At 69.3% G+C, this 24,544-nt stretch carries 21 protein-coding genes; 13 read left to right on the forward strand and 8 right to left on the reverse strand.

Annotated elements, in window-relative coordinates:
- Window positions 1-13: 13 nt before the first annotated feature.
- The 4 genes from AB5J62_RS05095 to AB5J62_RS05110 all read left to right on the forward strand — a co-directional run bounded on the left by AB5J62_RS05095 (window position 14) and on the right by AB5J62_RS05110 (window position 5,548).
- Window positions 14-769, forward strand: a complete 756-nt coding sequence (locus AB5J62_RS05095) for a type 1 glutamine amidotransferase (protein ID WP_370946942.1) — start codon at window positions 14-16, stop codon at window positions 767-769.
- 93 nt (window positions 770-862) lie between these two features.
- Complete coding sequence (locus AB5J62_RS05100) at window positions 863-1,984, forward strand: anion permease (protein WP_370946943.1); 1,122 nt, start codon at window positions 863-865, stop codon at window positions 1,982-1,984.
- Window positions 1,985-2,020: 36 nt separating this feature from the next.
- Window positions 2,021-4,996 (forward strand): bifunctional [glutamine synthetase] adenylyltransferase/[glutamine synthetase]-adenylyl-L-tyrosine phosphorylase, encoded by a 2,976-nt coding sequence (locus AB5J62_RS05105; protein WP_370946944.1) that lies wholly within the window; start codon window positions 2,021-2,023, stop codon window positions 4,994-4,996.
- A 117-nt stretch (window positions 4,997-5,113) separates the two neighbouring features.
- Complete coding sequence (locus tag AB5J62_RS05110) at window positions 5,114-5,548, forward strand: acyl-CoA thioesterase (protein WP_370946945.1); 435 nt, start codon at window positions 5,114-5,116, stop codon at window positions 5,546-5,548.
- Here AB5J62_RS05110 and AB5J62_RS05115 read toward each other — a convergent pair whose 3' ends face one another.
- Window positions 5,549-5,860, reverse strand: a complete 312-nt coding sequence (locus AB5J62_RS05115; RefSeq protein ID WP_370946946.1) for an EthD family reductase — start codon at window positions 5,858-5,860, stop codon at window positions 5,549-5,551.
- 100 nt (window positions 5,861-5,960) lie between these two features.
- A complete protein-coding gene (gene glnA, locus AB5J62_RS05120; RefSeq protein ID WP_370946947.1) occupies window positions 5,961-7,385 on the reverse strand; it encodes a type I glutamate--ammonia ligase in 1,425 nt (474 codons plus the stop codon).
- 173 nt (window positions 7,386-7,558) lie between these two features.
- On the opposite strand from glnA, the gene AB5J62_RS05125 reads away from it, so the two are divergent.
- Window positions 7,559-8,044, forward strand: a complete 486-nt coding sequence (locus AB5J62_RS05125) for an RDD family protein (protein WP_370946948.1) — start codon at window positions 7,559-7,561, stop codon at window positions 8,042-8,044.
- 181 nt (window positions 8,045-8,225) lie between these two features.
- Here AB5J62_RS05125 and AB5J62_RS05130 read toward each other — a convergent pair whose 3' ends face one another.
- On the reverse strand, window positions 8,226-8,954 hold the full coding sequence (locus AB5J62_RS05130) for a DUF4191 domain-containing protein (RefSeq protein ID WP_370946949.1): 729 nt from the start codon (window positions 8,952-8,954) through the stop codon (window positions 8,226-8,228).
- 117 nt (window positions 8,955-9,071) lie between these two features.
- Here AB5J62_RS05130 and AB5J62_RS05135 point away from each other — a divergent pair, with 117 nt between their 5' ends.
- The 5 genes from AB5J62_RS05135 (at window position 9,072) to AB5J62_RS05155 (ending at window position 13,497) form a co-directional block, all read left to right on the forward strand.
- Complete coding sequence (locus tag AB5J62_RS05135) at window positions 9,072-11,168, forward strand: ATP-dependent DNA helicase UvrD2 (protein ID WP_370946950.1); 2,097 nt, start codon at window positions 9,072-9,074, stop codon at window positions 11,166-11,168.
- A 204-nt stretch (window positions 11,169-11,372) separates the two neighbouring features.
- On the forward strand, window positions 11,373-11,651 hold the full coding sequence (locus AB5J62_RS05140) for a hypothetical protein (RefSeq protein WP_370946951.1): 279 nt from the start codon (window positions 11,373-11,375) through the stop codon (window positions 11,649-11,651).
- 166 nt (window positions 11,652-11,817) lie between these two features.
- Window positions 11,818-12,198 carry a WhiB family transcriptional regulator gene (locus tag AB5J62_RS05145; protein ID WP_370946952.1) on the forward strand — a complete coding sequence of 127 codons (381 nt, stop codon included), beginning with the start codon at window positions 11,818-11,820 and terminating at the stop codon, window positions 12,196-12,198.
- On the forward strand, window positions 12,195-12,461 hold the full coding sequence (locus tag AB5J62_RS05150; RefSeq protein WP_370946953.1) for a hypothetical protein: 267 nt from the start codon (window positions 12,195-12,197) through the stop codon (window positions 12,459-12,461). Before AB5J62_RS05145 ends, AB5J62_RS05150 begins: the two co-directional genes overlap by 4 nt.
- Window positions 12,462-12,624: 163 nt before the next feature.
- A complete protein-coding gene (locus AB5J62_RS05155) occupies window positions 12,625-13,497 on the forward strand; it encodes a trans-aconitate 2-methyltransferase (protein WP_370946954.1) in 873 nt (290 codons plus the stop codon).
- A gap of 269 nt (window positions 13,498-13,766) precedes the next feature.
- Here the strand turns inward: AB5J62_RS05155 and AB5J62_RS05160 are convergent, their stop codons facing one another.
- The 3 genes from AB5J62_RS05160 to AB5J62_RS05170 all read right to left on the reverse strand — a co-directional run bounded on the left by AB5J62_RS05160 (window position 13,767) and on the right by AB5J62_RS05170 (window position 17,254).
- The gene (locus tag AB5J62_RS05160) at window positions 13,767-14,726 is read right to left on the reverse strand and encodes a hypothetical protein (protein ID WP_370946955.1); all 960 of its coding nucleotides are present in this window, start codon (window positions 14,724-14,726) and stop codon (window positions 13,767-13,769) included.
- A 143-nt stretch (window positions 14,727-14,869) separates the two neighbouring features.
- Window positions 14,870-16,171, reverse strand: a complete 1,302-nt coding sequence (locus AB5J62_RS05165) for an ABC1 kinase family protein (RefSeq protein ID WP_370950188.1) — start codon at window positions 16,169-16,171, stop codon at window positions 14,870-14,872.
- Between the two features lie 87 nt (window positions 16,172-16,258).
- Entirely contained in the window at window positions 16,259-17,254 is a 996-nt protein-coding gene (locus tag AB5J62_RS05170; protein WP_370946956.1) for a ThiF family adenylyltransferase, read from the reverse strand.
- 167 nt (window positions 17,255-17,421) lie between these two features.
- Here AB5J62_RS05170 and AB5J62_RS05175 point away from each other — a divergent pair, with 167 nt between their 5' ends.
- Complete coding sequence (locus AB5J62_RS05175) at window positions 17,422-17,988, forward strand: M48 family metallopeptidase (RefSeq protein ID WP_370950189.1); 567 nt, start codon at window positions 17,422-17,424, stop codon at window positions 17,986-17,988.
- A 145-nt stretch (window positions 17,989-18,133) separates the two neighbouring features.
- Here AB5J62_RS05175 and AB5J62_RS05180 read toward each other — a convergent pair whose 3' ends face one another.
- Window positions 18,134-19,477, reverse strand: coding sequence for a zinc-dependent metalloprotease (locus AB5J62_RS05180; RefSeq protein ID WP_370946957.1), 1,344 nt, complete (start codon window positions 19,475-19,477; stop codon window positions 18,134-18,136).
- Window positions 19,478-19,579: 102 nt separating this feature from the next.
- Here AB5J62_RS05180 and AB5J62_RS05185 point away from each other — a divergent pair, with 102 nt between their 5' ends.
- Window positions 19,580-20,695 carry a PDZ domain-containing protein gene (locus AB5J62_RS05185; protein WP_370946958.1) on the forward strand — a complete coding sequence of 372 codons (1,116 nt, stop codon included), beginning with the start codon at window positions 19,580-19,582 and terminating at the stop codon, window positions 20,693-20,695.
- Between the two features lie 121 nt (window positions 20,696-20,816).
- Here the strand turns inward: AB5J62_RS05185 and AB5J62_RS05190 are convergent, their stop codons facing one another.
- Complete coding sequence (locus AB5J62_RS05190) at window positions 20,817-21,377, reverse strand: PPA1309 family protein (RefSeq protein WP_370946959.1); 561 nt, start codon at window positions 21,375-21,377, stop codon at window positions 20,817-20,819.
- Window positions 21,378-21,538: 161 nt separating this feature from the next.
- On the opposite strand from AB5J62_RS05190, the gene AB5J62_RS05195 reads away from it, so the two are divergent.
- Window positions 21,539-24,514, forward strand: a complete 2,976-nt coding sequence (locus AB5J62_RS05195; protein WP_370950190.1) for a UPF0182 family protein — start codon at window positions 21,539-21,541, stop codon at window positions 24,512-24,514.
- Window positions 24,515-24,544 lie beyond the last annotated feature (30 nt).

Here is a 24,544-nt window from a genome sequence, read left to right on the forward strand (position 1 = left end):
TATCGTGGGCTGGGTGAGTACCCCGAAGCTGCTGATCATCCAGCCGGACCTGTCCGATCCCGCCGGGCCGCTCGGTACGTGGCTGCGTGAAGCAGGCGCCGAGCTCGACGTGCGACTGCCGCCTCGGCATGAGATCCCGGAAAGCCTTGAGAGCTATGACGGTGTCGTCTGCCTCGGTGGGGGCATGGGCGCGCAGGATGACGAGAAGTATCCGTGGCTCGCGGATGTGCGGCGGCTGCTGGCGGCCGCGGCCGGGGCTTCGATGCCGACGTTGGGGATCTGTCTCGGGGCGCAGCTGCTGACCGTGGCCACGGGTGGGCGGGTGGTGAAGGGGGCCGAAGGACCTGAGGTCGGGCCTGGGCTGGTCGCCAAAAAAGATGTCGCGTGGATGGATCCGTTGTTCGCCGATCTGCCGATAGTGCAGGACGTCGTGCAGTTCCACAGCGACGTGATCGAGCAGCTGCCGCCGGGTGCGGAATTGCTCGGCTCGGCTCCTCGATACCAGCATCAGGCATTCCGGCTGAATCGGCGCGTATACGGCATCCAGTTCCATATCGAGACCACGCCAGCCGTGCTCAAGGCTTGGGCGGACGCCGAACCTGACATGGCCGCGTACGCCCGTCCGGGTGTTTTCGAAACCGAGGCGCTCACTCGGTTGCACGAGGACATCGCGGAAACCTGGCGGCCTTTCGCGGAGAGGTTCGTCCGCTTGGCGGATGGTGAGCTGGAACCCGCGCAAGATCAAAGCCGGATGTTACCGCTGGCGTAACGACGTGTGTCACAAAACAGTACGGCGTCTTAACGTTTAGTACTCCCGTTCCGGTACCTTGCGGAAGGATTCCCACAGGGTTCGGAGGTCGGGGTGGACCCCTCGCTGCTCGTCGCCGTCGTGATCATCACGGCGCTGGTTTTCGACTTCACCAACGGCTTCCACGACACGGCGAACGCGATGGCGACGTCGATCGCGACCGGCGCGCTGCGGCCCAGAGTCGCGGTCGCGCTTTCGGCGGTGCTGAACCTGGCGGGTGCGCTGATCTCGGTCGAGGTCGCGAAGACGATCTCGAGCGGACTGGTCGACGAGACCAGGATCGGCCCGGCGATCGTGTTCGGCGGGCTGATCGGCGCGATCGTGTGGAACCTGTTCACGTGGTTCGTGGGGTTGCCGTCGAGTTCGTCGCACGCGTTGTTCGGCGGGCTGATCGGGGCGACCTGGGCCGCCGTCGGCGGGGACGCCGTCCACTTCGGAAAGATCGTCCAGAAGGTGCTGCTGCCCGCCGCGCTCTCGCCGGTGATCGCCGGCGTGGCGGCGATGCTGGTGACCTGGCTCGTCTACAAGTTCGTGCGGGGACGGCGAGGCGGAACCGGGTTCCGGGCCGGGCAGATCATCTCGGCGTCGCTCGTGTCTTTCGCGCATGGGACGAACGACGCGCAGAAGACGATGGGCGTGATCACGCTCGCGCTGATCAGCGCCGGCAGTCTCGCGCCTGGCTCGGCGCCGCCGGGCTGGGTGGTGCTGGCCGCGGCACTCGCGCTCGCGCTGGGCACCTACCTCGGTGGCTGGCGGATCACGTTCACGCTGGGCAAGGGGCTGACCGACATCGAGGGCCCGCAGGGCTTCGCCGCGCAGACCAGCTCGGCCGCGGTCATCCTGATCTCGTCGAAGCTGGGTTTCCCGCTGTCGACGACGCATGTCTGCTCTGGCGGGATCGTCGGCTCGGGTGTCGGCCGCAACGAGGCGCCGGTGCGCTGGAAGACCGCGGGCCGGATGGTCTTGGCGTGGCTGTTCACCCTGCCCGCCGCGGCCATCGTCGGCGCGGTCGCGGGCAAGGTGGCGTCGTGGGGCACCGCGGGGACGCTCGCGGTCGGCGGTGCCGGGATCGTGTTCGGGATTTCGATTTACGCCCTTTCGCGTCGTAAGCCGGTCAACGTCAAGGATTTCGCCGTGCCCGACCCCACCCCTGAGCGTGAGCAGCTCGCCGCCTGACGCGAGAAGCGGGCCTTACCGACTACGGTGGGGCGCGTGGCAGATCGTGCGCGACTGACCGCCTCCGCGGCGAGATACGGCTTCACCGACGAGCGGGCCGAAGGGCAGCTACGGGCTGCCGGCTGGTGGGGTGAGTCCGGGCCGGTCGAAGGCGCCGTCGACGTGCTCACCGCACTCGCGCGGGCGGCCGATCCGGACCTCGCATTGCGCGGGCTCGACCGGATCAGGGAAGCCGACGAGGCCGGGTGGGCCGAACTCGCCGAAGCGCTGCGCGCGCATCGCACGTTCCGGGGCAGGCTCGTCGCGGTGCTGGGGACGTCCGGCGCGCTGGCCGACTATCTCGCGAGTCACCCCGCCGAGTGGAAGCGGCTGACACCCGAGAAGCCGACGCGCTCCGAGGACTACGCGGGCAAGCTGCTGGCCGCGCTCGACGCGGGCGACGGGACCGTGCTCGTGCGCGCGGAAGCCGAGCTGGCGTTGCGCGTCGGCTATCGCGGATTGCTGCTGGAGATCGCGGCCGCCGACCTCGGGCACCTGGTCGAGCCGGGGCTCGCGCATCCGTCGTACGCGGAGATCGCCGCCAAGCTCAGTGTCGCCGCCGAGGCCGCGGTCAAGGCCGGGATGGCGGTGGCCGAGCAGGAGGTCCGCCGGGCCGACGAGGCCAAGCTGGCCGTGATCGCGATGGGCAAGTGCGGCGGCCGCGAGCTCAACTACGTCAGCGATGTGGACGTGATCTTCGTCGGCGACGGCGATCTGCAGGTCGCGACGCGGCTGGCGAGCACGATGATGCGTGTCGCGGGCAATGCCTGTTTCGAGGTCGACGCGGCGCTGCGCCCGGAGGGCAAGGCGGGCGCGCTCGTGCGGACGCTCGACGGGCACGACGCCTACTACAAGAAGTGGGCCAAGACCTGGGAGTTCCAGGCGCTGCTCAAGGCGCGGGCGGTGGCGGGCGACGCCGAGCTGGGGCAGCGGTACGTCGACCTGGTCGCGCCGATGGTGTGGGCGGCGGCCGACCGGGAGAACTTCGTGCCCGAGGTGCAGCAGATGCGGCGCCGGGTCGAAGGTCATGTGCCGACCGAACACGCCGAGCGCGAGCTGAAACTGGGGCGCGGCGGTCTGCGGGATGTCGAGTTCGCCGTTCAGCTGCTCCAGCTCGTGCACGGCAGAGTGGACCCCGAGTTGCATTCGGCGTCCACTTTGGACGCATTGGCGGCGCTGGGCGACGGCGGTTACGTCGGCCGGTCGGATGCCGCGGAACTCGAAGCGTCGTACGAGTTCCTGCGGACGATCGAGCACCGGCTGCAGCTGCGGCGGTTGCGGCGTACGCACTTGTTCCCCGAGAGCTCCGACCGGACCGAGCTGCGGATTCTCGCCAGGGCGACGGGTATCGCTCCCGCGCGCGGCAAGGACGCGGGCGAGGTGCTGCTCGCCGAGTTCCGCAGGCATCTGCAGCGCATCCGCAGGCTGCACGAGAAGCTGTTCTACCGCCCGCTGCTGCAGTCGGTCGCGAACGTGCCGACCGAAGAACTGCGCTTGACGACCAAACAGGCCGAGAGCCGGTTGGCCGCACTCGGATACACCGCGCCGGACGGTGCGCTCCAGCACATCAAGGCGCTCACGGCGGGGGTTTCGCGGCGTGCGGCGATCCAGCAGGCGTTGCTGCCGGTGCTTTTGGCACTGTTCGCGGACACTTCGGACCCGGACGGCGGTCTGCTCTCGTATCGCAAGGTGTCCGAGGCTCTCGAAGAGACTCCTTGGTACCTAAGGGTTCTGCGCGACGAAGGCGCGGTCGTCGAGCGGCTCGCGTTCCTGCTCGGCACGTCGAAGCTGGTGCCGGATCTGCTCGTGCGCGCGCCGGAAGTGCTGCAGCTGCTCGGCGATCCGGCGCGGCTGTCCGGCCGGACGCCGCAGGAGGTGGCGACTTCGCTGCGCGCGGCCGTGCGGCGCCAGCCGGGACTCAACTCGGCCGTCGCGACCGCGCGTTCACTGCGGCGGCACGAAATGCTGCGCGTCGCGAGCGCGGATCTGCTGGGGATGCTCGAGGTTCCGGCGGTGTGCGACGCGCTGTCGACCGTGTGGGTTTCGGTGTTACAGAGCACGCTGGCCGCCGCGTATCGCAAGCGCCAGGCCGAAATCGGCGCCACGCCCGCGACGATCGCGGTGATCGGCATGGGCAGGCTCGGTGGCGCTGAACTCGGGTATGGATCCGACGCGGACGTGCTTTTCGTTTGTGAGGCGGCTGAAGGCTTCTCGGACTCCGAGGCCGTGCGCTTCGCGTCGTCGGTCGTGGAGACCGTTCGCAAGATGCTGGGTGCGCCGAGTCCCGATCCGCCGCTCGTGGTCGACGCGGATTTGCGGCCGGAGGGGCGAAACGGGCCACTCGTGCGCACTTTGGACTCGTACCGCGCGTATTACGAGCGGTGGGGCGAGGTCTGGGAAGCGCAGGCGCTGCTCCGTGCCCGGTACATCGCGGGCACCGATGATCTGGGCGAGCGGTTCCTCGCCATGATCGATCCGATCCGCTATCCCGAAGGCGGGCTCGACGCCGCGAAGGCGCGCGAGGTGCGCCGGATCAAGGTGCGCGTCGAAACCGAGCGCATGCCGAAGGGCGCCGATCCGACCAGGCACACGAAACTCGGCCGCGGCGGGCTCGCCGATGTCGAATGGACGGTCCAGCTGACGCAGCTTCAGCACGCGCACGCGGTGCCGGGGTTGCGCACGACGTCGACGCTCGACGCGTTGACGGCGATGACCGCGGCCGGGCTCGCCGACGAGTCGGACACCGAGTCGCTGCGTGAGGCCTGGCTGCTCGCCACCCATGTGCGCAACGCCGGGATGCTCGTACGCGGCAAGGCCGTCGACCAGGTGCCGAGTTCGGGACGTGAGCTGGCCGCCGTCGCGCGCATCCTCGGCTACTCGGCCGACGACGATCCGGGCGAGTTCCTCGACTACTACCGGCGGACGACGCGGCGTGCGCATGCGGTGGTCGGCAGGCTCTTCTACGAGAACTGAGACGGTCCTCCGGCTCCCGAGGGGGGAGGAGGAGCCGAAGGACCGGCTCTAGTGTTAGCACGTTCGGCCTGCCATGTATACAGGTGCATACAGAATGCATACGCCTAGAGTGAGAACGTGAGCGAGCGCGAAGTCTTTCGGACCAGGGTGAAAGTCCGCCACTACGAGCTGGACACCCTCGGCCACTTGAATCATGCCGTCTACCACTCGTACGGCGAGATCTCCCGGCTCGAACTGATGGAGCTCGCCGGCGCGCTCAAGGGCGGCATGCGGGAGGCGAAACTCGCCGCAGTGCTGCTGGAGTCGCACATCAGCTTCCGCAAGGAGCTGCGCGCGGGCGACGTCGTCGACATCAGCTGCGACACGAAGTTCGGCAGCGGCAAGACATTCCGCATGGACTCGAACATCCACAAGGTCGACGGCACGCTCTGCGCGGAGATCACCTGCACGCTCGGCCTGATGGACCTCGACCGCCGGAAGCTGGTCGAGGATCCACGAGGCAGGCTCGCCGCCGCCGGTGTCGACGTGGCGCTGCTGTCCACTTCGGAATGATCACTCGGGACGCGTGGTCACCGGATAGTTGAGCGCGATGCTGCCGCCGGTCGCGTAGTTCGGCACGTCGGCGATGGCCGCGACGCCCTCCGGCGAGGTGACGGCGGCGACGAACGCGGCCTTGTCGGGGAAGTCCGCCTCGAAGATCGCGAAGTACGGCGACTCGCCGCGGCCGGCGCTGACGTCGAAGCTGTAGCGCCAGTCCAGGATCCCCGGCATCTTCGTGGCCAGCGGGAGGTGAGTGTTCAGGTAGTACTCGCGGAAGTGCTCGGGGTCGAGCGGTGCGGGGTACAGGACGACCATCTTGTGCATGCCGACCACGTTATCGGGCGACGCGGGTGCGGGGGGAAGACGAAAACGGGGCCGCGGCCGGGGTGTTCCCCCGACCACGGCCCCGAGTACCGGTGCGTGCTTACACGTCGTAGTAGAGCGCGAACTCGTACGGGTGCGGGCGCAGGCGCAGCGGGTCGATCTCGTTCTCACGCTTGTACGAGATCCACGTCTCGATCACGTCGGGGGTGAAGACGCCACCCTCGAGCAGGTAGTCGTGGTCCGCCTCGAGCGTGTCGAGCACCGTGCCGAGGTCGCCCGGAACGAGCTTGACGTTCTTGGCCTCCTCCGGCGGGAGCTCGTAGAGGTCCTTGTCGATGGGGTCCGGCGGCTCGATCTTGTTCTTGATGCCGTCGAGACCGGCCATCATCATCGCCGAGAACGCGAGGTACGGGTTGCCCGAGGAGTCCGGGCAGCGGAACTCGGCGCGCTTGGCCTTCGGGTTGTTGCCCGTGATGGGGATACGGACACAGGCCGAGCGGTTGCGCTGCGAGTACACCAGGCTGACCGGCGCCTCGAAGCCCGGCACGAGCCGGTGGTACGAGTTGACGGTCGGGTTGGTGAACGCGAGCAGGCTCGGGGCGTGCTTGAGCAGGCCGCCGATGTAGTGGCGCGCGGTGTCCGACAGGCCGGCGTACCCGGACTCGTCGTGGAACAGCGGCACGCCGTCCTTCCACAGCGACTGGTGGCAGTGCATGCCCGAGCCGTTGTCGCCCGCGAGCGGCTTCGGCATGAAGGTCGCGGTCTTGCCCGCGGCGAAGACGGTGTTCTTGACGATGTACTTGAACAGCATCAAGTCGTCGGCCGCGGCGAGCAGCGTGTCGAACTTGTAGTTGATCTCGGTCTGACCGGCGGTGCCCACCTCGTGGTGCGCGCGCTCGATCTCGAAACCGGAGCCCTGCAGGTTGCGGACGATGTCGTCACGCAGGTCGGCGAAGTGGTCGACCGGCGGGACGGGGAAGTAGCCGCCCTTGAACTTCGTCTTGTAACCCTGGTTGCCGCCGACCTCGTCGGCGCCCGAGTTCCACCAGCCCTCGACGGAGTCGATCTCGTGGAACGAGGCGTGCTCGGCCGAGTCGAAGCGGATCGAGTCGAAGATGTAGAACTCGGCCTCCGGGCCGAAGTACACGTTGTCCGCGACGCCGTACTCGGAGATGTACTGCTCGGCCTTGCGCGCGATGTTGCGCGGGTCGCGGCTGTACGCCTCACGGGTGAACGGGTCGTGCACGAAGAAGTTGACCGACAGCGTCTTCGCCTTGCGGAACGGGTCGATCCGGGCGGTCGACGCGTCGGGCAGCAGCAGCATGTCCGACTCGTGGATCGACTGGAAGCCGCGCACCGAGGAACCGTCGAACGCGAGACCTTCTTCGGCCGCCTCTTCGGTGAAGGCACTCGCGGGGACCGTGAAGTGCTGCATCACGCCGGGCAGGTCGCAGAACCTGACATCGACGACCTCGACCTTTTCGTCGGCGATGAGGCGCTGAATATCGTCTGGAGTAGTGGGCACCCTCGGTGACTCCTTCTTCTTCGTTGCCGGCGGCAGTACTCTCTTCGGCGCACGCTAAGCGCGCGGTGTTGCCCGACCGTCACCCGTATGTTTCGCCGGTGTTAACGGGTGGGAGGCCACCGGGTAGTCGACCAGCGCGAATGCCCTCCGCGCCACCGGCATACCCTGGATGGGTGGCGAGATGGACCGGTGAGTGGCTGCCAGGATCCGGCGACGGTATCGGAACGGATCCGGAGCGTGAGCAGCGGTGGCGAGGGCAGAGTTTCGGCCTGCCCGAAAAAGGCGTCGGCTCGGTCGGGAGCGGCGGTGCGAGACTGGTCGGCTTCCTGATCGACCTGGTGATCGCGGGGCTCGTGACCTCGTTGTTCATGCCGATCGAGCTGCAGAACCCCGCGGCGATGCAGTCGTACAACCTGTGGGCCGGTGTCGTGTGGGCGGTGCTGTCGGCCGTGCCCGTGTCGTTCTTCGGCTTCACCCCCGGGATGGCCGTGCTGGGTATCCGGGTGGCGCGGCTCGACGGGGCTTCGATGGTCGGCGTGTGGCGCGCGGTGGTGCGCGCGGTGCTGTCCTTCTTGATCCTTCCAGCGGCCATTCGGAACATCGACGGGCGCAGCTGGGCCGATCGGGTGACGGGCACCGTGGTCGTCCGGATGCGCTGAGACCTCCGCCACAGGCTTGCCGCGCGTACGCGGACGGACACCACGCGTACCTGAGCGGTCGGGACGCGTACCTGGGGAGTCGGAACGCGTACCTGGGGAGTCGGGACGCGAGAGGGCTTGAAATGGCGAAAGCCCCGCCCGAAGCTTGGGGCTCCGGGCGGGGCTTTCGTGAAGGCTGGGGTCAGCGGCGGCGGATGGTGCGCTGGACGTTGCGCATCTTGGCGCCGGCGGGCATGGGGCCCTTCGGCATGGCCGCGCCGCGGTTGCCGAGCGCGGCGAGCTTGGCCTCGAGCGCGTCGACCTGGGCGGGCTTGAGGTTGCGGGGCAGCTTCATCAGGTAGTTCTGGAGCTTGCGCAGCGGCACCTGGCCCTCTTCGGAGCCGATGATGATGTCGTAGATCGGGGTATCGCCGACGAGGCGGGCGACGCGCTTCTTCTCCTGCGCGAGCAGGGCCTTCACGCGGTGCGGGGCGCCTTCGGCGACGAGGACGACGCCGGGGCCGCCGAGCGCGCGGTGGACCGCGTCGAGCTGGGTGGTGGCGGCGACGGTGGGGGTGACCTTCCAGCGGCCGCGCAGGTTTTCGAGCGCCCACGCCGCGGCGCCCGGCTGGCCGTCGGCCTTCGAGTAGACCGTCTTCTGGACACGGCGGCCGAAGATGATCACGGCCGCGAGCAGGCCGAGCATGATGCCGACCGGGAGCAGCGCCCACTGGATGTCGAAGATCAGGCCGATGCCGAAGGCCACGCCGGCGATGACCAGGACGGAGCCGAGCATCCAGGGGATGAGCGCCTTGTCTTCCTTGCGCTGCATCTTGAACGCCTCGAAGATCTGCCCGCGCCGAGCCTTGCTCGCCGCGCGCTTCTCCTTCTTGGCCAGCTTGACCGCTTCTTTATCCTGCTTTCCCGCCATCATTCCAGGATACGGCGTCGCGTCGGCCGTTCACCCGGCACCCGTGTGGCGCGGTGCGGAAATCGGGCGCGGGGTGGCTACCTCGGTGCGAGTGGTCCTTCTGCGAGGATCGGGGGCATGGCTAGCGGCGCGTCATCTTCCCTGCTGCGCCGTCCGGGACTGCTGGACGGCCTCGATCCCGAGCAGCGCGCGGCGGCCAGCGCGCCACGCGGGCCGGTCTGCGTGCTCGCCGGCGCTGGCACCGGCAAGACGCGCACGATCACGCACCGCATCGCCTATCTCGTCGGCTCCGGGCACGTCGCCGCCGGTCAGGTGCTCGCGGTGACCTACACCGCGCGGGCCGCCGGTGAGATGCGCGCGCGGCTGCGGACGCTGGGCGTCGAGTCGGCGCAGGCGCTGACGTTCCACGCCGCCGCGCTGCGCCAGCTGCGGTACTTCTGGCCGAGGGTGGTCGGCGGGCGCCGATGGGACCTGCTCGACAACAAGTTCCGGTACGTGAGCCAGGCGGCCAACCGTGCCAGGCTCAGCACCGAAACCGAGGTGCTGCGCGACCTCGCGGGGGAGATCGAGTGGGCGAAGGCCAGCCTCGTCACCCCTGACGACTATCCGGCGATCGCCGCGCGCACCCAGCGCGACACCCCGGCGCCGGTACTGCAGGTCGCGGACGTCTACCGGCACTACGAGGAGATCAAGAACTCCGCGCAGGTGCTCGACTTCGACGACCTGCTGCTGCACACCACGGCCGCGCTGGAAGAGCACGGCGCGGTCGCCGACGAGTTCCGCGACCGGTACCGCTGCTTCATCGTCGACGAGTACCAGGACGTCACGCCGCTGCAGCAGCGGCTGCTCGACGCCTGGCTGGGCGAGCGCGACGACCTGACCGTCGTCGGCGACGCCAACCAGACCATCTACTCCTACAACGGCGCCTCGCCGCGTCCGCTGCTCGAGTTCACGCGGCGGTTCCCGTCGGCGACCGTCGTGCGCCTGGAACGGGACTACCGGTCGACGCCGCAGGTCGTCACGCTCGCCAACCAGGTCATCGGCGCGTCGCGCGGGCGGCCCGCCGGCTCACGGCTGAAGCTGATCGGTCAGCGCCCGCCCGGCCCCGAGCCGCGCTTCGCCGAATACGACGACGAGGCGACCGAAGCCGCCGCCGTCGCGGGCCGGATCCGTGATCTGCTCGACGCCGGCGTCTCCGCGAGCGAGATCGCCGTGCTGTACCGGGTGAACGCCCAGTCCGAGGGATACGAGCAGGCGCTGAGCGCGGCCGAAATCCCGTATCTCGTGCGCGGTGGCGAGCGGTTCTTCGCGCGCAAGGAGGTACGGCAGGCGGTGATCGCGCTGCGGTCGGCCGTCGGCCGGGAGCCGGACGGCGATCTGGTGACCATCGTCCGCGCGGTGCTCGAGCCGATCGGGCTGACCGAGCAGCCGCCGAGCGGCGGGGCGGCGAAGGAGCGCTGGGACGCGCTGCTCGCGCTCGTCGAGCTCGCCGAGGAACTCGCGGCGAGCGTCGAGGACGCGGATCTGCCGCGCTACGTCGCCGACCTCGACCAGCGCGCCGCGGCGCAGCACCCGCCGACGGTCGAAGGCGTCACGCTCGCGTCGCTGCACGCGGCCAAGGGACTCGAATGGGACGCGGTGTTCCTGGTCGGGCTCGCCGAGGGCACCGTGCCGATCCAGCACGCCGACGGTGACGACGCCGCCATCGAGGAAGAGCGGCGGCTGTTCTATGTGGGTGTCACGCGTGCCCGCGAGCACCTTTCGCTGACCTGGGCGCTTTCGCGCACGCCCGGCGGGCGGCGCAACCGCCGCCGCAGCCGGTTCCTCTATGGGCTGATCCCGGAGGATCACCCGGCGGCGCGGGTCGCGCGCTCGCAGCAGCAGGGCACCGGCAAGCCGGCTCCGGCCAAGGCTCGGTGCCGGGTGTGCGGCGGGCCGCTGATGGAGACGATGGAGATCAAGCTCAGCCGCTGCGGCAAGTGCCCGTCCAATGTGGACGAAGCGCTGCTCGAGCGGCTGCGGGCCTGGCGGGCCGAGCGTTCGCGCGATCTCAAGGTGCCCGCGTTCGTGGTGTTCACCGACGCGACCTTGGTGGCGATCGCCGAGCAGCGGCCGGCCGACGACAGCGCGCTGGTGTCGATCTCCGGCATCGGCGCGTCGAAGCTCGAACGCTTCGGTGCCGAAGTGCTCGAAGTCGTCCGCTCGGCCGGGTAGGATGGGCCGCGTCTCGGGGGACTTTCACGCGGCGAACCCGCTGCTCAGCGGTGATCTTCGTGAGTTCTGAGATTTTCTGGAAAATAAGTTGCCGTCGTGTGCTCGGTGGCAATAACCTGCTGTTACACGGGTGAACCGCCCGGGTGCGAGAGTCGCAGGCCGCCAACGCGGCAGGCGCGGGAGATTTGAGGAGGTGTCAGTGCGATGACGAACACCAAAGCCATCACAAACCCTGGCATCGCTCTGTCCTGCGCCGCTTCCGCTTTGACTGTCGAAGCGATCCGGGCCGCCGTGCGTGTGCGCCAGGGCGTCGGTATGCGCTGGTTCGAGACCGTTGGACGCGAGGGTGCTTTTGGGGGCACCGGTATCAAGCTCGCGCCCGTCAGCGCTCCGGTTTCGCGCCACACCTATGTCTTGAACACCGTTGATCTGCCGACGATCAAGCAGTTCCGCGTTCCGTCACCACCGGGGCGACGTACCTGACGCAAGTCAGGACAAGGCTCACGAAGGCCGCGGAACCGATCATCGGATCCGCGGCCTTCGTGTTTTTTGTGCTGTACCAGCTATGGGGGCTTTACCTATGACCGGCTCGACCAAGAGTCAGAACACCGTCACTTCGACTGACACCCACTCACAAAGGAGCTCAACCATGTCCACTGCCGTTTTCGCGCCGGGCGCACTGCCCGACGTCTTCACCGAGGCGGGGGTCGGCGACTTGTTCGACGCCTTCGACTCGCCCGAGTACACCCTCCCCTGCCGTTCCGGCGACGCCGACCTCTGGTTCGCCGAGGCCCCGTCCGAGCTGGAGCGCGCCAAGGGCTTCTGCGGTGACTGCCCGGTCCGCGCGGCTTGCCTCGCTGGTGCGGTCGCCCGGCGTGAGCCGTGGGGCGTCTGGGGTGGCGAGATCTTCGAGCGCGGCGTTGTCGTCGCTCGGAAGCGTCCCCGTGGCCGTCCGCGCAAGACCCCGGTCGTCGCCGGTGGCGACGCGCAGACCGGTACCGCGCAGACCGCACGGAGCGCGGCCGCATGACCGCCATGCCCATTACCACCAGGGATTACGAACTGCTGCGCGCGCCCGAAAGCGTCGTGCCGAGTGAATTGAACGAGATCAAGGTCGAGGAGACCAGCGAGATGTTACTGCACGAAGAACTGGCCAAAGCCCGAATACAAGAGCTGGAAGAGAGCTTCCGTGAGGCACGGGTACGAGGGAGTATCCGATCCGCGCGCGCGGCTCGCCGGTGGAGCAAGCTCGCCCAGTGGGCGAGCGACCGCGCTCACCGTCACCAGCACTGAGCTGAAAGCACTGGGCTGACAACAAGCTGAACGGCAAGGCCCCGGAGGGTGCGAGTCTCTCCGGGGCCATTGCCATGCCCGTGATCGGGACGCGTCGGGCGCGGTTTTGCCGTTTCGGCAAAACGAAATGGCGGTTTTCGCGGCCTGCGGTTCAATGAATCCCATGGCTGCGAAAACACATGACGATGTCGACTGGACGTCCCGGCTCCCGCTGATGCGCAGGGCCGATCGATTGGACGCGGACACGCACGCGGGGGTGGCGGCCAGGCTGACCGCGGGGTTGCGGCCCGCGCCGACCTTGGTCGACGTCGGTTGCGGATCCGGCGGGATGAGCGCGAGCCTCGCCGCCGCGCTGGCGGCGAACGGCGGCGGCACGCTCGTGGTCGTCGACGGCACCGAGGCACTGCTCGCCGAGGCAGAGTCCGTCGCGACGCGCGCGGGCGGCGAGTCCGTGCGGGTCAAGGCCGTGCACGCCGACCTCGGCGGACAGGATCTGCGCCACCTGGTGCCCGAGGCCGATCTGGTCTGGGCGTCCGCGGTCGTGCACCATCTGCCCGATCAGCAGGCCGGGATCAACCGGCTGGTCACCGCGCTGCGCTCGGGCGGCACGCTCGCGCTCGCCGAAGGCGGCCTGCCGACCCAGCACCTCCCGGCGGATCTCGGAGTCGGCGAACCCGGCCTCGAACGACGGCTGCTCGCCGCCAAGGAGATCTGGTTCTGGGAGATGCGCGGCGGCATGGAAGGCAGCGTCCGCATGCCTTACGGCTGGGAGACCGCGCTCGGCAAGGCGGGACTGGCCGACGTCAGCTCGTTCGGCGTGCTCTACCACCACCCGGCACCCGGCGGCGAAGCCGTGCGCGCGGCCGCCATCGACGCGATCACCTGGCTGGCGCATGGCGCGCAGGAACGCCTGAGTGCTTCCGACAACGCCGCGCTCGAGCAATTGCTGGACCCGGAGAGCCCGCACTATCTCGGCTCCCGCGACGACCTTTCCCTGCTCGCCGCGCGGACCGTCCACTTTGGCCGCATGCCGTGAGCGACGCCGACGTGGTCACGTGTTCTCGGTGCGGGGCAAGGAAAACCGCCACCGAGGATCCGCTGCGGGCCTTGGCCTGGGTCGCCGATCGCGACTCCGGGGTGCTGCGCTGGCTCTGTCCCGACTGCGCACGTGACCACGTCCGCGATATCGAAGGAAAACTCCCTTCCGAGTATTGGTGAACGTCCGCCGGGGCCGTGCGCGGATGGACGACAACCGTGCACAGACGGACGACACGCGTTCATGGATGGACGACGCGCCGCTGGTTGTCAAGCCGCGTCGTCGACGCGCAGGCGCCGGAGGCCCTGCACTTTCGGGCGATCGCGGGCCGACGCGGTGGTGAACGCGCGCACGAGTTCCCTGACGACGGTCTCCGGGCTCTCGGTCACCTGCTCGTAGGTGGACCGGACGACCGTGACGCCCGCCGCGAGCAGGTTCAGGTGCGCGAGGTGACCGTCCGGCCGGACACCCGGAGCGCCGGGCGTCACCATCCACGCGAGCCCGACCCGGTCCCACCAGGCGTCGGCGAGCGCGATCGGCTTGCCGCGCGTGTCGCAGATCGTCACGTCCCAGCTCGCCGACGGCAGCGGGGCCGCGCGGAGCAGGCGTTTGGCCAGCCCGCTGAGGTAGGTGCCGGCGGACAGGTCGAGGTTCCGCAGCGCCGCCCTGATGCCGGAGGTGCCGCGCTGGTTACCCGTTTCGAGCTCGGCCAGTAGTTCGTCGACCGTGCAAAGTCCCCAGTAGAGACACTGGCTGACCAGCCGGTTGATCGGCTCCTGCTCGTGCTCGCGGCGGGTGGCGTCGACGATCGCGCGGGTGATCGGCGCGTACGGCAGCCCGTCCACGAGCACCGGCTCCGGCAGGTGGGTGGTGCGCTGCATGACCGTCAGCTCGTCCGGCAGCGCCCGCCTGTTCGGCTTCACCAGCAGCTGGGTGCTGAGCGGTTCCGCCAGGTCGGCGCCGTGCGCGCGGAGCGCGTCGACGCCGGTGATCACGCAGTCCGGGCCGAATCTCGCCATCAGCGCCCGCAGCCGCTGTCTTCGGGTGGGTTCGCCGTTGGTGAGCAGTACGACGCCCGGCAGCAGGCGCCGCCATGGCCCGCCTGGCCTGCACCGGACCGTGATCCGGCTGTTCGAGACGCCGGCGGCCTTGAGCCGCTTGACGGTCACCACGCCTTCCGTGGCGAGCTGGCCGAGTGATTCGCTTGAGGTGTACTGGAGTTTGTTCATGATCCAAGCGTGCCCGCTCGGCCATCCGAGTGGAACCGGGTCGCCGAAGATGTGGACAACTCGGGCCCGCAGAGGGTCTTCAGGGGTCGTTTCCGCCCCCGCTGTGGATAACTGAAATCACGCGGCGGCGAAGTGTGGTAACGCTAGGCGGCGAACCCCGGCTGCCAGCGCTCGACGATCGCCCGTGCCGGGATCTCGGCGTCGAGCTGGCACAGGATGCCCGTCGACCCCGCGGTCACCCGATGGATCAGCAGGTACTCCGGCGGCAGGTTGAGCGAGCGGCTGGTCTGGAAGTCGCGGCCGCGGGTGTCGCCGACGCGACCTGCCTGTTTCTGCAGCCAGCGGCGGGTGAAGTGGAACGTCTCCGACGCCAGCGGCTCGGTGAACGGCGCCAGGTAGGCGAGCACGTCGTCGGCGCTCAGCTCGGTGCCGGGGCGGATGAAACCCCACTCACGCAGCAGCTGCATCAGCTCGGCCGACCGGCCTTCGAGCGCCAGGCGCGTCATCTCGCCGAAGTGGCTGGGGATGCCGTCCGGCAGGCGCGCGACGCCGCCGAAGTCCAGCACGCAGAGGCGCCCGTCGCCGGTCAGCATGAAGTTGCCGGGATGCGGGTCGGAATGCAGCAGGTGCGCGCGCTGCGGCGACGAGTAGTGGAACTCGGTGAGCAGCCTGCCCACCTCGTCGCGGGTTTCGGTGTCCCCGTTCGCGATGATCTTCGCGAGCGGCGTGCCGGTGACCCATTCGCTGACCACGACCTTCGGCGCGCTCGCCACGACACGCGGGATCAGCACCTCGGGATCACCCGCGTAGGCCTTCGCGAACGCGCGCTGGTTGTCGGCCTCGGCCAGGTAGTCGAGCTCCTCGTTCATCCGCGCGGCGAGCTCGGCCAGCAGCGGCTTGACCTCGGTGCCGGGCACGAACGCCTGGAAGAGCCTGCTGAACCGCTGCAGCTGGCGCAGGTCGCTGCGCAACGCCTCGTCGGCGCCCGGGTACTGCACCTTGACCGCGACCTCGCGGCCGTCGTGCCAGACCCCGCGGTGCACCTGGCCGATGCTGGCCGCCGCCGCTGGCTCGTCGTCGAACTCGGCGAACCGGCTGGTCCACGCCCGGCCGAGCTGCTCGGCGAGCACCCGGTGCGTCTGCCTGGTCGGCATCGGCGGCGCGCCGGACTGCAGCTTCGTCAGCGCCTCGCGGTAGGGCGCGGCCATCTCGTCGGGGACCGCCGCCTCGAACACGCTCAGCGCCTGGCCGAACTTCATCGCGCCGCCCTTGAGCGAGCCGAGCACCTCGAACAGCTGCTCGGCGGCCTTGGCGGACAGCGTCGCGCTGACCTCCTCCGCGCTCTGGCCGGTCAGCCGCCGTCCCCAGCCACCGACCGCCCGGCCCGCGATCCCGAGCGGGATGCTGGCCAGCTTCGCCGTGCGTGCGGCGCCCTTGCGCGGCATCACGGTGTCCTCGGTCGACTCGCGAGATTCGGTCACTCCCCGATTCTGCCTTGCGTCCCGTGTCCCGCGCAGTGATTCGGCGCCGGTCTATCGGCGGGCGCGGCACTGGCATTTGGCGTGAGGCGGCCACCAGCGGTTCTTCACCGTCCCGGCGTAGGCGTCGAGCTCGAGTGTGGTGTTCCACACCGGCGGCGGCTCGCGGTCGGCGCCGAGCACGCGCAACGTCTGCGCGGCCGCCAGCGAGGCACAGGACTGCACATCGGCCAGGCACGCCTGCTGCGCGCGGCCCGCCAGCTGCCCGGCGATCCTCGGCCAGCTCTGGTCGAGCTCGGTCCGGTGCAGATCGGCGCAGGTGAGACAGCTGGTGCGGCCGGGAACGACCAGCGGCCCGACGATGCCGATGCCGTCCCTGATCCGGACCGGCAGATGCGCGGTCTTGGCCGCCATCAGCTCGGCGAGCACCTCCGGCGCGGGCACCACGGCGTCGGTGAGCAGCACCAGGTCGGGTTTGCGGTCGCCGAACAGGCGCGTGGTGGCGATCGCCGGGTCGACCCGGTGCACGGCTTCGGCGATGGCTTGGCGCCGAGGCGTGCCCAGGTCGGGCTCGGCGAGGCCGGAGCCGAGGTCGTCGGCGCCGACGGTGCCGTCCGCGACCACGTCGATGTGCCCGATGCCCGCGGTCGCGAGCAGCGCCGCGACCGCCGTGGCCAGTCTGCCCTCGCCGCGGACGACGACCGCGCACTGCCGTCTTCGCGCGCGTTCGGAGTCGTCGCGGTGGCCGGCGCGCAAGGCCCACAGCCCGGTCTCGCCGCCGCGGTTCTTCGGGTCGGCTTCGCGGAGCAGGCCACGCCGGTGCAGCCCGGTGAGCAGCTCCTTGAACTCCTCGGTGTGCTCGCCGGCGATGCCGAGCAGGTGCCGCAGGGTGCGGCGGCCGTCGAGCGCCCGCAGCGCCTCGATGACCTGCGGATCGAGCCCGCCCGCGACCACGGCGTGCCGCGGATCGAGCCCGATCTGGACTTCCGCCGCGCCGCGTTCGAGCACCTGCAGGCCGGGCAGCAGCTGGGGGTGTGACTGATCATCCATGCCACTCAGGGTGACAAACGGTGGCTGTCGGCCGTCCCGGAACGAGCCCAGTTGTCCACAGGGAAAGTTGCCTGTGGACAACTGGGCGCTGTGACCATTCAGGGATCGGAAGTGTCGGTGACTGGCCTTACCGTTGTTGCGTGGCCGAAGCACGGATGCCCTCCCTGATGAATCGGGACGACGCGAGCGAAGAGAAAGTCGAGGTGAGACGCAGTCCGCGACGCAGACGCACGGTCAGCGCCCGCCTCGAAGGCGACACCCTGGTCGTGATGATCCCCGCGCGGATGAGCAAGAAGGAAGAACGGCACTGGGTCGCCGAGATGGAGCGCAAGCTCAGGCGCACCTCCGCCGAGCCGGTGCTCGCGCCCCCGCCACCGCGGGTGCGCGGCGGCGCCGACGAGGCGCTGATGGTCCGGTGCGCGTACCTGTCGTCGAAGTACCTCGACGGCACCGCGAACCCGGTGAGCGTCCGCTGGGTGCCCGAGATGCGCACCCGCTGGGCGTCCTGCACGCCGGTGGACGCGACCATCCGCGTCAGCGACCGGCTGCGCAAGGTGCCGCCGTGGGTGCTGGACTACGTGCTGGTGCACGAGCTGGCGCATCTGCGGGTGGCCAGCCACAGCCAGCAGTTCTGGGCGCTGGTGCGGCGCTACCCGAAAACCGAGCGGGCCATCGGGTTCCTCGAAGGGCTGTCCGCGGCGGCGGGATGGGGGATCGAGATCGAGACGCCGTGACGGCGGGTTCGGGGGGACGCTTTTGCCTGGGGCACAACGATGTGGGTCGTGAGTGGTACGGCCGGTTAGAACCGGCGATACCACTCACGACCCACGAAAACGGGGCCCGAAGCAGTGATCGCTTCGGGCCCCGTTTTCGTGGGGTTCAGTCGTCGGTTTTCGGGTCCTCGGGCTTGTCGCCCTCGGCCTTGGCCGCGTCTTCGGCGCGCTGGGTCTTCTCCAGCTCGGCGATGGGGTCGAGATCCGCGTTGTCGCCGGTCTTGCCCAGCTGCTCGGCGAACTCCATCGGGTCGTCGAGGTCCTCTGCGGTCGGCATGAGGTCGCGGTGCGACCAGAGGCCATCACGCTTCTCGATGCCGTACTGGTCGCCGACGAGCTTCCACAGCGCCGCGGCCGCGCGCATGCGGCGGGGACGGAGTTCGAGGCCGACGAGGGTGGCGAAGGTCTGCTCGGCGGGCCCGCCGGTGGCGCGGCGGCGGCGCAGGGTCTCGCGCAGCGCGTCCGCACCGGGCAGCCGGTCACCGACGGCCTCGGCCACGACGACGTCCACCCAGCCCTCGACCAGCGCGAGCAGGGTTTCGAGGCGGGTCAGCGCGGCCTGCTGCTCCGGCGTGGTCTTCGGCTCGAGCATGCCGGAGGACATGGCCTCTTCGATGCTCGCCGGGTTGGCCGGGTCGATCTGGCCGACCATCTGCTCCAGCGCCGAGGTGTCGACCGAGATGCCGTTGGCGAACTCCTCGACCGTCGCGAGCAGCCGCTGGCGCAGCCACGGCACGTGCGCGAACAGGCGCTGGTGCGCGGCCTCGCGGGCCGCGAGGAACACGAGGACCTCGCTGCTGGGCAGCTCCAGTCCCTCGGTGAACTTCTCGATGTTCGCCGGGAGCAGCGCCGACGTCGTGTCCGGGCCGAGCGGGAGGCCGACCTCGGAGGAGGTGAGCACCTCCTGGGCGAGCGCGGCGAGCGCGCCGCCGAGCTGGGAGCCGAACGCCATGCCGCCCATCGAGCCCATCATCGACAGCAGCGGACCGGCGGCCTGCTTGGCCTCTTCGGGCAGCGCCTGCACCCAGGCGCCGGACACCTGGCGGGCCACCGGGTCGCAGAGCCGCTGCCAGGTCGGCAGGGTCTTCTCCACCCAGTCACGCGCGGACCAGGCGACCGTCTTCGTGGCGCCGGCCGGCAGGATCGTCGCGGCGTCGAGCCACAGCTCGGCCAGGTGGGCGGCGTCACGCACGGCGGTGCTCGAGTCGCCACCGCTCGCGGAGGAGAACCCGATCTTGGCCTCGCCGCTGCCGCTGAGGTTCTGCAGCGCGATCTGCTTGGCCAGGTCGTAGTTCACCGGCCCGGTCGAAGTGCCCGCCTGGCTGAGCATCTGACCCAGCTGGCTGAGCATCTGACCCAGCTGATTGAACGCGTCAGCGGGCGGCTGCCCTGGGTCAGACGGATCGTTTTCGGGATCGGACGGTCCGAAGCCGAAGGGGGGTTTGCTCATGACACCACCGTACGCGGGTAGACCACCGGTTGAGGGCTTCGACCGGCGAGGAGTGCGTGCCCTTCACCGCGAAGCGAACACCGTCACCGTACGCTGTCGAGCGTGAGCACGCCCCGCGATGAAACCGCTGTCGAGTCGCACCAGCCGCAGGCCGCCCCGCAGGGCCCGCCGCGGCCGGAGCGGGACCACCGGCTGAGCAGGCGTGGCTGGACGCTGGTGATCAGCGCCGTGCTGTTCCTGGTGTTCGCGGCGCTGGGCTTCTTCGCGCCGGTGCCGTTCGTCGCGATCAGCCCCGGCCCGACCTACGACACGCTCGGCAAGGACGAAGCAGGCAAGCCGGTCGTGCAGATCAACGGGCACCAGGAGTTCCAGACGACCGGTGAGCTCCGGATGACCACGGTCTCGCTGCGCGACGGCGTCACGCTGTTCAGCGCGCTGGGACTGTGGGCGAGCGGCCGGTACGCGCTGGCGCCGCGCGAGGAGTACTTCAAGCCAGGCGAGACCAACGACCAGGTCAAGCAGGAGAACGTCAAGCAGTTCGAAGACTCGCAGAGCAACGCCGAGGTCGCCGCGCTGCGTCACCTCAAGTACCCGGTGAAGGTGCTGACCAAGGAGGTCGTCGCGGGCAGCCCCGCCGACAAGGTGCTCGCGCCCGGCGACCGGCTGGTGAACGTCAACGGCAAGGACATCGTCGCCGAGGAGGACGTCCGCGCCGCGCTCGCCGGCACCAAGCCGGGGCAGACCATCTCGATCACCTTCCAGCACGGCAACGAGCCCGCGAAGACCACCCCGCTGACGCTCGGCCAGCGTGCCGACCGGCCGGAGGGATTCATCGGGCTGACCCCGATCGACCGCGCGGACGTGCCGTTCGACGTGAAGATCTCGCTGGAGAACGTCGGCGGGCCGTCGGCGGGGCTGATGTTCGCGCTGGCGATCGTCGACCGGATGGAGACCGGGGACATCGCGGGCGGGCGGCACATCGCGGGCACCGGCGAGATCTCCGAAAAGGGCGCGGTCGGGCCGATCGGCGGGATCTCGTTCAAGCTCGTGGGCGCGCGCGAGGCCGGCGCGACCGACTTCCTGGTGCCCGAGCGCAACTGCGCCGAGGCCAAGTCGGCGGTCCCGGATGGACTGAACCTGATCAAGGTGTCCACCTTGGACAGTGCGCTGAGCGCGCTGGCCGACCTGCGTGAAGGCAGGCCGACCCCCAAGTGCTGAGCTTGGCCCCAAAGCCACTTTGGGGGCACGGCATGCCCCGAAAGTGACTTTGGGACCAGCGCATGCCCCGAAAGCCACTTTGGGGCCAGGACATGCCCCCAAAGTGGCTTTCGGGCTTTGGTCAGGGGAGCAGGGTCGCGCGGAGGGCTTCGATCAGGTTGGGGGCGAGCTCCGGGTTCTCGATGATCTCGTCGAGCGGGGTGGCGTCGGGCGGGGTGTCGTCGCCGGGACGGCCTTCGCCGCGGATGCGCATGACGCAGGCCGAGCCGCCTTCGCGGAGCACGGCGGCGACGAGGCGGGCCTCGGTGCGCTGGGGGTGGTCGGCGGCCGCGCGGCGGAGCCGGTCGGCGTCGGTGTCGCCCGCCTCGGTGAGCGAGGCTTCGGCGTCGGGCGGGAGGACGATGATCTCCTGCGCGAGCGCGCAGCCGAGCACCAGGTCGGGCCACTCGATCCGGGCGAGCGCCTCGCCGAGGTCGCCGTCGGGCAGTGCCTCCTGGGCGACCGGGGTGAGCGGGCTCGACAGGTCGAGCTGGCCCTTGAGCTCGGGCTGCTCGTCCAGCAACGCCCTGGTCGGGACCAGGGCGAACAGCTGCGGGGGCTGATCCCAGCCGCCGGACGCCACGAACTCCTCGACCTCACGGGCGAGGCCTGCCACGCCGCCGGGGCGCTCACTCGATGCCATGCGCACATCGTCGCAGGCGTGCCACGCCCGATTTGGCCGGGCCTGAGGGAACTTGAAGCCCCCTCCGTAGAGTTAGGTCATCAGGGGTGTCGGCTCGCTCGGTGCCCCCGCGCAATGAGCTAACGACATCAGGAGCGTGTCCAGTGGCCACTCGGCCCCCTGTGAGCCTGCCGAAGCTGTCCCGCCGAAGCCGGATCCTGCTGATCATCGCGGCGGTGGTCATCCTGGTGCTGCTGCTCGGCGCCAGACTGCTCGACACCTACGTCGACTGGCTGTGGTTCGGCGAGGTCAGCGCCCGGTCGGTGTTCACCACCGTGCTGTGGACCAGAGTCCTGCTGTTCTTCGGGGTGGGGCTGCTCGTCGGCGGCTCACTCGCGCTGAGCCTCACCATCGCCTACCGGACCCGCCCGGTCTTCGTGCCCATCTCCGGCGCGGACGACCCGCTGGCCAGGTACCGCTCGGCCATCGTCGGCCGGATCCGGCTGTTCGGCATCGGCATCCCGGTGCTCACCGGCCTGATCGCGGGCGCGAGCGCGCAGGGCGACTGGCAGGTCGTGCAGCTGTTCTTCAACGGCACCGACTTCGGCGAGAAGGACGCGCAGTTCGGCAAGGACATCGGCTTCTACGCGTTCGGGCTGCCGTTCTTCAACTGGATCCTCGGCTGGCTGTTCCTGTCCGTGGTGATCTCGTTCATCGGCGCGCTCATCGCGCACTACATCTTCGGCGGCATCCGCCTCGCAGGCAAGGGCGGCCAGCTCGCAGGCCCGACCCGTGTCCAGCTCGCGGTCACCGTCGGGATCTTCGTGCTGCTGAAGGCGGTCGAGTACTTCTTCGACCGGTACAACCTGCTGCTGTCCGATCGGAACCCGCTGTTCAACGGCGCCACCTACACCGACCTCAACGCGGTGCTCCCGGCGAAACTGATCCTGCTGTGCATTTCGGTGATCTGCGCGATCGCGTTCTTCGTCGGCGCGTTCATGCGCAACATCCAGCTGCCCGCGATCGCGCTGGTGCTGCTGATCCTGTCGAGCGTGCTCGTCGGCGCCGCGTGGCCCGCCGTGCTGGAGCAGTTTTCCGTGCGCCCCAACGCGAACGAGAAGGAAGCGGCGTCGATCAGCCGCAACATGGAGGCCACGCGCAAGGCGTTCGGGCTCACCGACGTGAAGTACACGGACTACTCCGGCGCCGCCGACGCCACCGCAGCCGACGTGAAGGCCGCGCAGAGCACGGTGTCCAACATCCGGCTGCTCGACCCGAACGTGCTGAGCGACACCTTCACCCAGCGCGTCGGCCGTGAGAACTTCTACGGCTTCCCGCAGAAGCTCGACATCGACCGCTACACCGTCGACGGCCGCACCCAGGACTACATCGTCGCGGCCAAGGAGATCAAGACCGACGGCCTCACCGGCAACCAGACCAACTGGATCAACAAGCACATGGTGTTCACGCACGGGAACGGCTTCGTCGCCGCCCCGGCGAACACCATCGACCGCGCGGTCGTCGGCCAGAACTCCGAGGGCGGGTACCCGATCGCGGGCACCAGCGACACGATCGACCCGAAGGGCTCCAAGATCCCGGTCAAGGAACCGCGGATCTACTACGGCGAGCTCGCCAACACCTACGCGATCGTCGGCGGCGCCAAGAGCGAGACCCAGGGCGAGTACGACACCGCGACCGACCGCTCCTACCGCTACACCGGAAGCGGCGGCGTCTCGATCGGCAACCTGTTCAACCGCCTCGTCTTCGCCGCCTACAACGGCTGGGGCGCCAACACCAACATCCTGTTCTCCGAAGCCATCGGCGACGAGTCCAAGATCATGTACCACCGCGACCCGCGCGAACGGGTCAGCATGGTCGCGCCGTGGCTCACCGTCGACGGCGACCCGTACCCGGCCGTCGTCGACGGCAAGATCCAGTGGATCGTCGACGGCTACACCACGCTCAACAACTACCCGTACGCCCAGCAGACCTCGCTGGGCGAGGCCACCAGCGACTCGCTCAGCGGCGGCGTCACCAAGCAGGCCAACAACCAGATCAACTACATCCGCAACTCGGTCAAGGCCACCGTGGACGCCTTCAACGGCACCGTCACGCTGTACTCGATCGACGACAAGGAGCCGGTGCTCAACGCCTGGAAGAACGTCTTCCCCGGCCTCGTGAAGCCCAGCGCCGACATCTCGCCCGACCTGCGCGCGCACTTCCGCTACCCGGAGGACCTGTTCAAGGTCCAGCGTGAGCTGCTCGCCAAGTACCACGTGAACAACCCGCAGGAGTTCTACGCGCAGCAGGCGTTCTGGAGCGTCCCGCAGGACCCGACGCAGGAAGGCGGCACCAACGCCACCGCGTCCGGCATCGCCAACCAGCCCGGCTACTACGTGCTCGCCGAAAACGCGAACGGTGACAAGAACCGGCCCAGCTTCCAGCTGACCAGCCCGCTCACCGGTCTGCAACGGCAATACCTCGCCGCCTGGGTCACCGTGTCCTCCGATCCCGAGGACTACGGGAAGATGAGCGTCCTCAAGCTACCGACGGCCGCGGCAGGCGCGACCCAGGTGGACGGTCCCGTCCAGATCCAGAACCGGTTCCAAAGCGACCCGGCGTTCGCCCAGGAGAGAACCCTCTTCACCAACCAGAGCGTCTCGGTCATCTTCGGCAACCTGATCACCCTGCCCGTCGGCAACGGGTTCCTCTACGTCGAACCCGTCTACATCAGGCAGCGCAACCAGAACAGCTACCCGCAGCTGGCCAGGGTGCTCGTCGCGTACGGATCCAAGGTCGCCTTCAAACCCACACTGAAGGAAGCACTCGACTCCGTCTTCGGCGCGGGCGCGGGCGACGTCACCACCGCACCCGTCGGGCAGCCGGGCCCCACCCCGACCACCACCCCGGCGCCACCGAGCACCCCGGCGCCGCCCACCGGAAACCCCGCACTCGACAAGGCCGCCACCGACCTCTCCGCGGCGTTCGACAAATACCGGCAAGCACAGAGCAGCGGCGACTTCGCCGCCCAAGGCTCCGCGCTCGCCGCCGTCGACGCCGCCGTGAAGGCCTACCTGGCCGCGAAGAACGGCACGGCACCAGCCAACGGAGGCACCTCGCCCAGCCCCACGCCCACCAGCCCACCAGCCGGAGGGTGACCTTCGCCGCGTTAGTGACACCTGCTTTGC

Source organism: Amycolatopsis sp. cg5 (assembly GCF_041346955.1).
Classification (GTDB): domain Bacteria; phylum Actinomycetota; class Actinomycetes; order Mycobacteriales; family Pseudonocardiaceae; genus Amycolatopsis.

Excerpts from the sequence above, each read along its gene's own strand:
- AB5J62_RS05115 (WP_370946946.1), bottom strand. The coding sequence starts at position 5,860 with ATGCACAAGATGGTCGTCCTGTACCCCGCACCGCTCGACCCCGAGCAC.
- AB5J62_RS05150 (WP_370946953.1), top strand. The coding sequence starts at position 12,195 with ATGACCGCCATGCCCATTACCACCAGGGATTACGAACTGCTGCGCGCG.
- AB5J62_RS05190 (WP_370946959.1), bottom strand. The coding sequence starts at position 21,377 with ATGGCATCGAGTGAGCGCCCCGGCGGCGTGGCAGGCCTCGCCCGTGAG.
- AB5J62_RS05170 (WP_370946956.1), bottom strand. The coding sequence starts at position 17,254 with ATGGATGATCAGTCACACCCCCAGCTGCTGCCCGGCCTGCAGGTGCTC.
- AB5J62_RS05180 (WP_370946957.1), bottom strand. The coding sequence starts at position 19,477 with ATGAGCAAACCCCCCTTCGGCTTCGGACCGTCCGATCCCGAAAACGAT.
- AB5J62_RS05160 (WP_370946955.1), bottom strand. The coding sequence starts at position 14,726 with ATGAACAAACTCCAGTACACCTCAAGCGAATCACTCGGCCAGCTCGCC.
- AB5J62_RS05145 (WP_370946952.1), top strand. The coding sequence starts at position 11,818 with ATGTCCACTGCCGTTTTCGCGCCGGGCGCACTGCCCGACGTCTTCACC.
- AB5J62_RS05130 (WP_370946949.1), bottom strand. The coding sequence starts at position 8,954 with ATGGCGGGAAAGCAGGATAAAGAAGCGGTCAAGCTGGCCAAGAAGGAG.
- AB5J62_RS05175 (WP_370950189.1), top strand. The coding sequence starts at position 17,422 with ATGAATCGGGACGACGCGAGCGAAGAGAAAGTCGAGGTGAGACGCAGT.
- AB5J62_RS05140 (WP_370946951.1), top strand. The coding sequence starts at position 11,373 with ATGACGAACACCAAAGCCATCACAAACCCTGGCATCGCTCTGTCCTGC.
- AB5J62_RS05165 (WP_370950188.1), bottom strand. The coding sequence starts at position 16,171 with ATGCCGCGCAAGGGCGCCGCACGCACGGCGAAGCTGGCCAGCATCCCG.
- AB5J62_RS05135 (WP_370946950.1), top strand. The coding sequence starts at position 9,072 with ATGGCTAGCGGCGCGTCATCTTCCCTGCTGCGCCGTCCGGGACTGCTG.
- AB5J62_RS05155 (WP_370946954.1), top strand. The coding sequence starts at position 12,625 with ATGGCTGCGAAAACACATGACGATGTCGACTGGACGTCCCGGCTCCCG.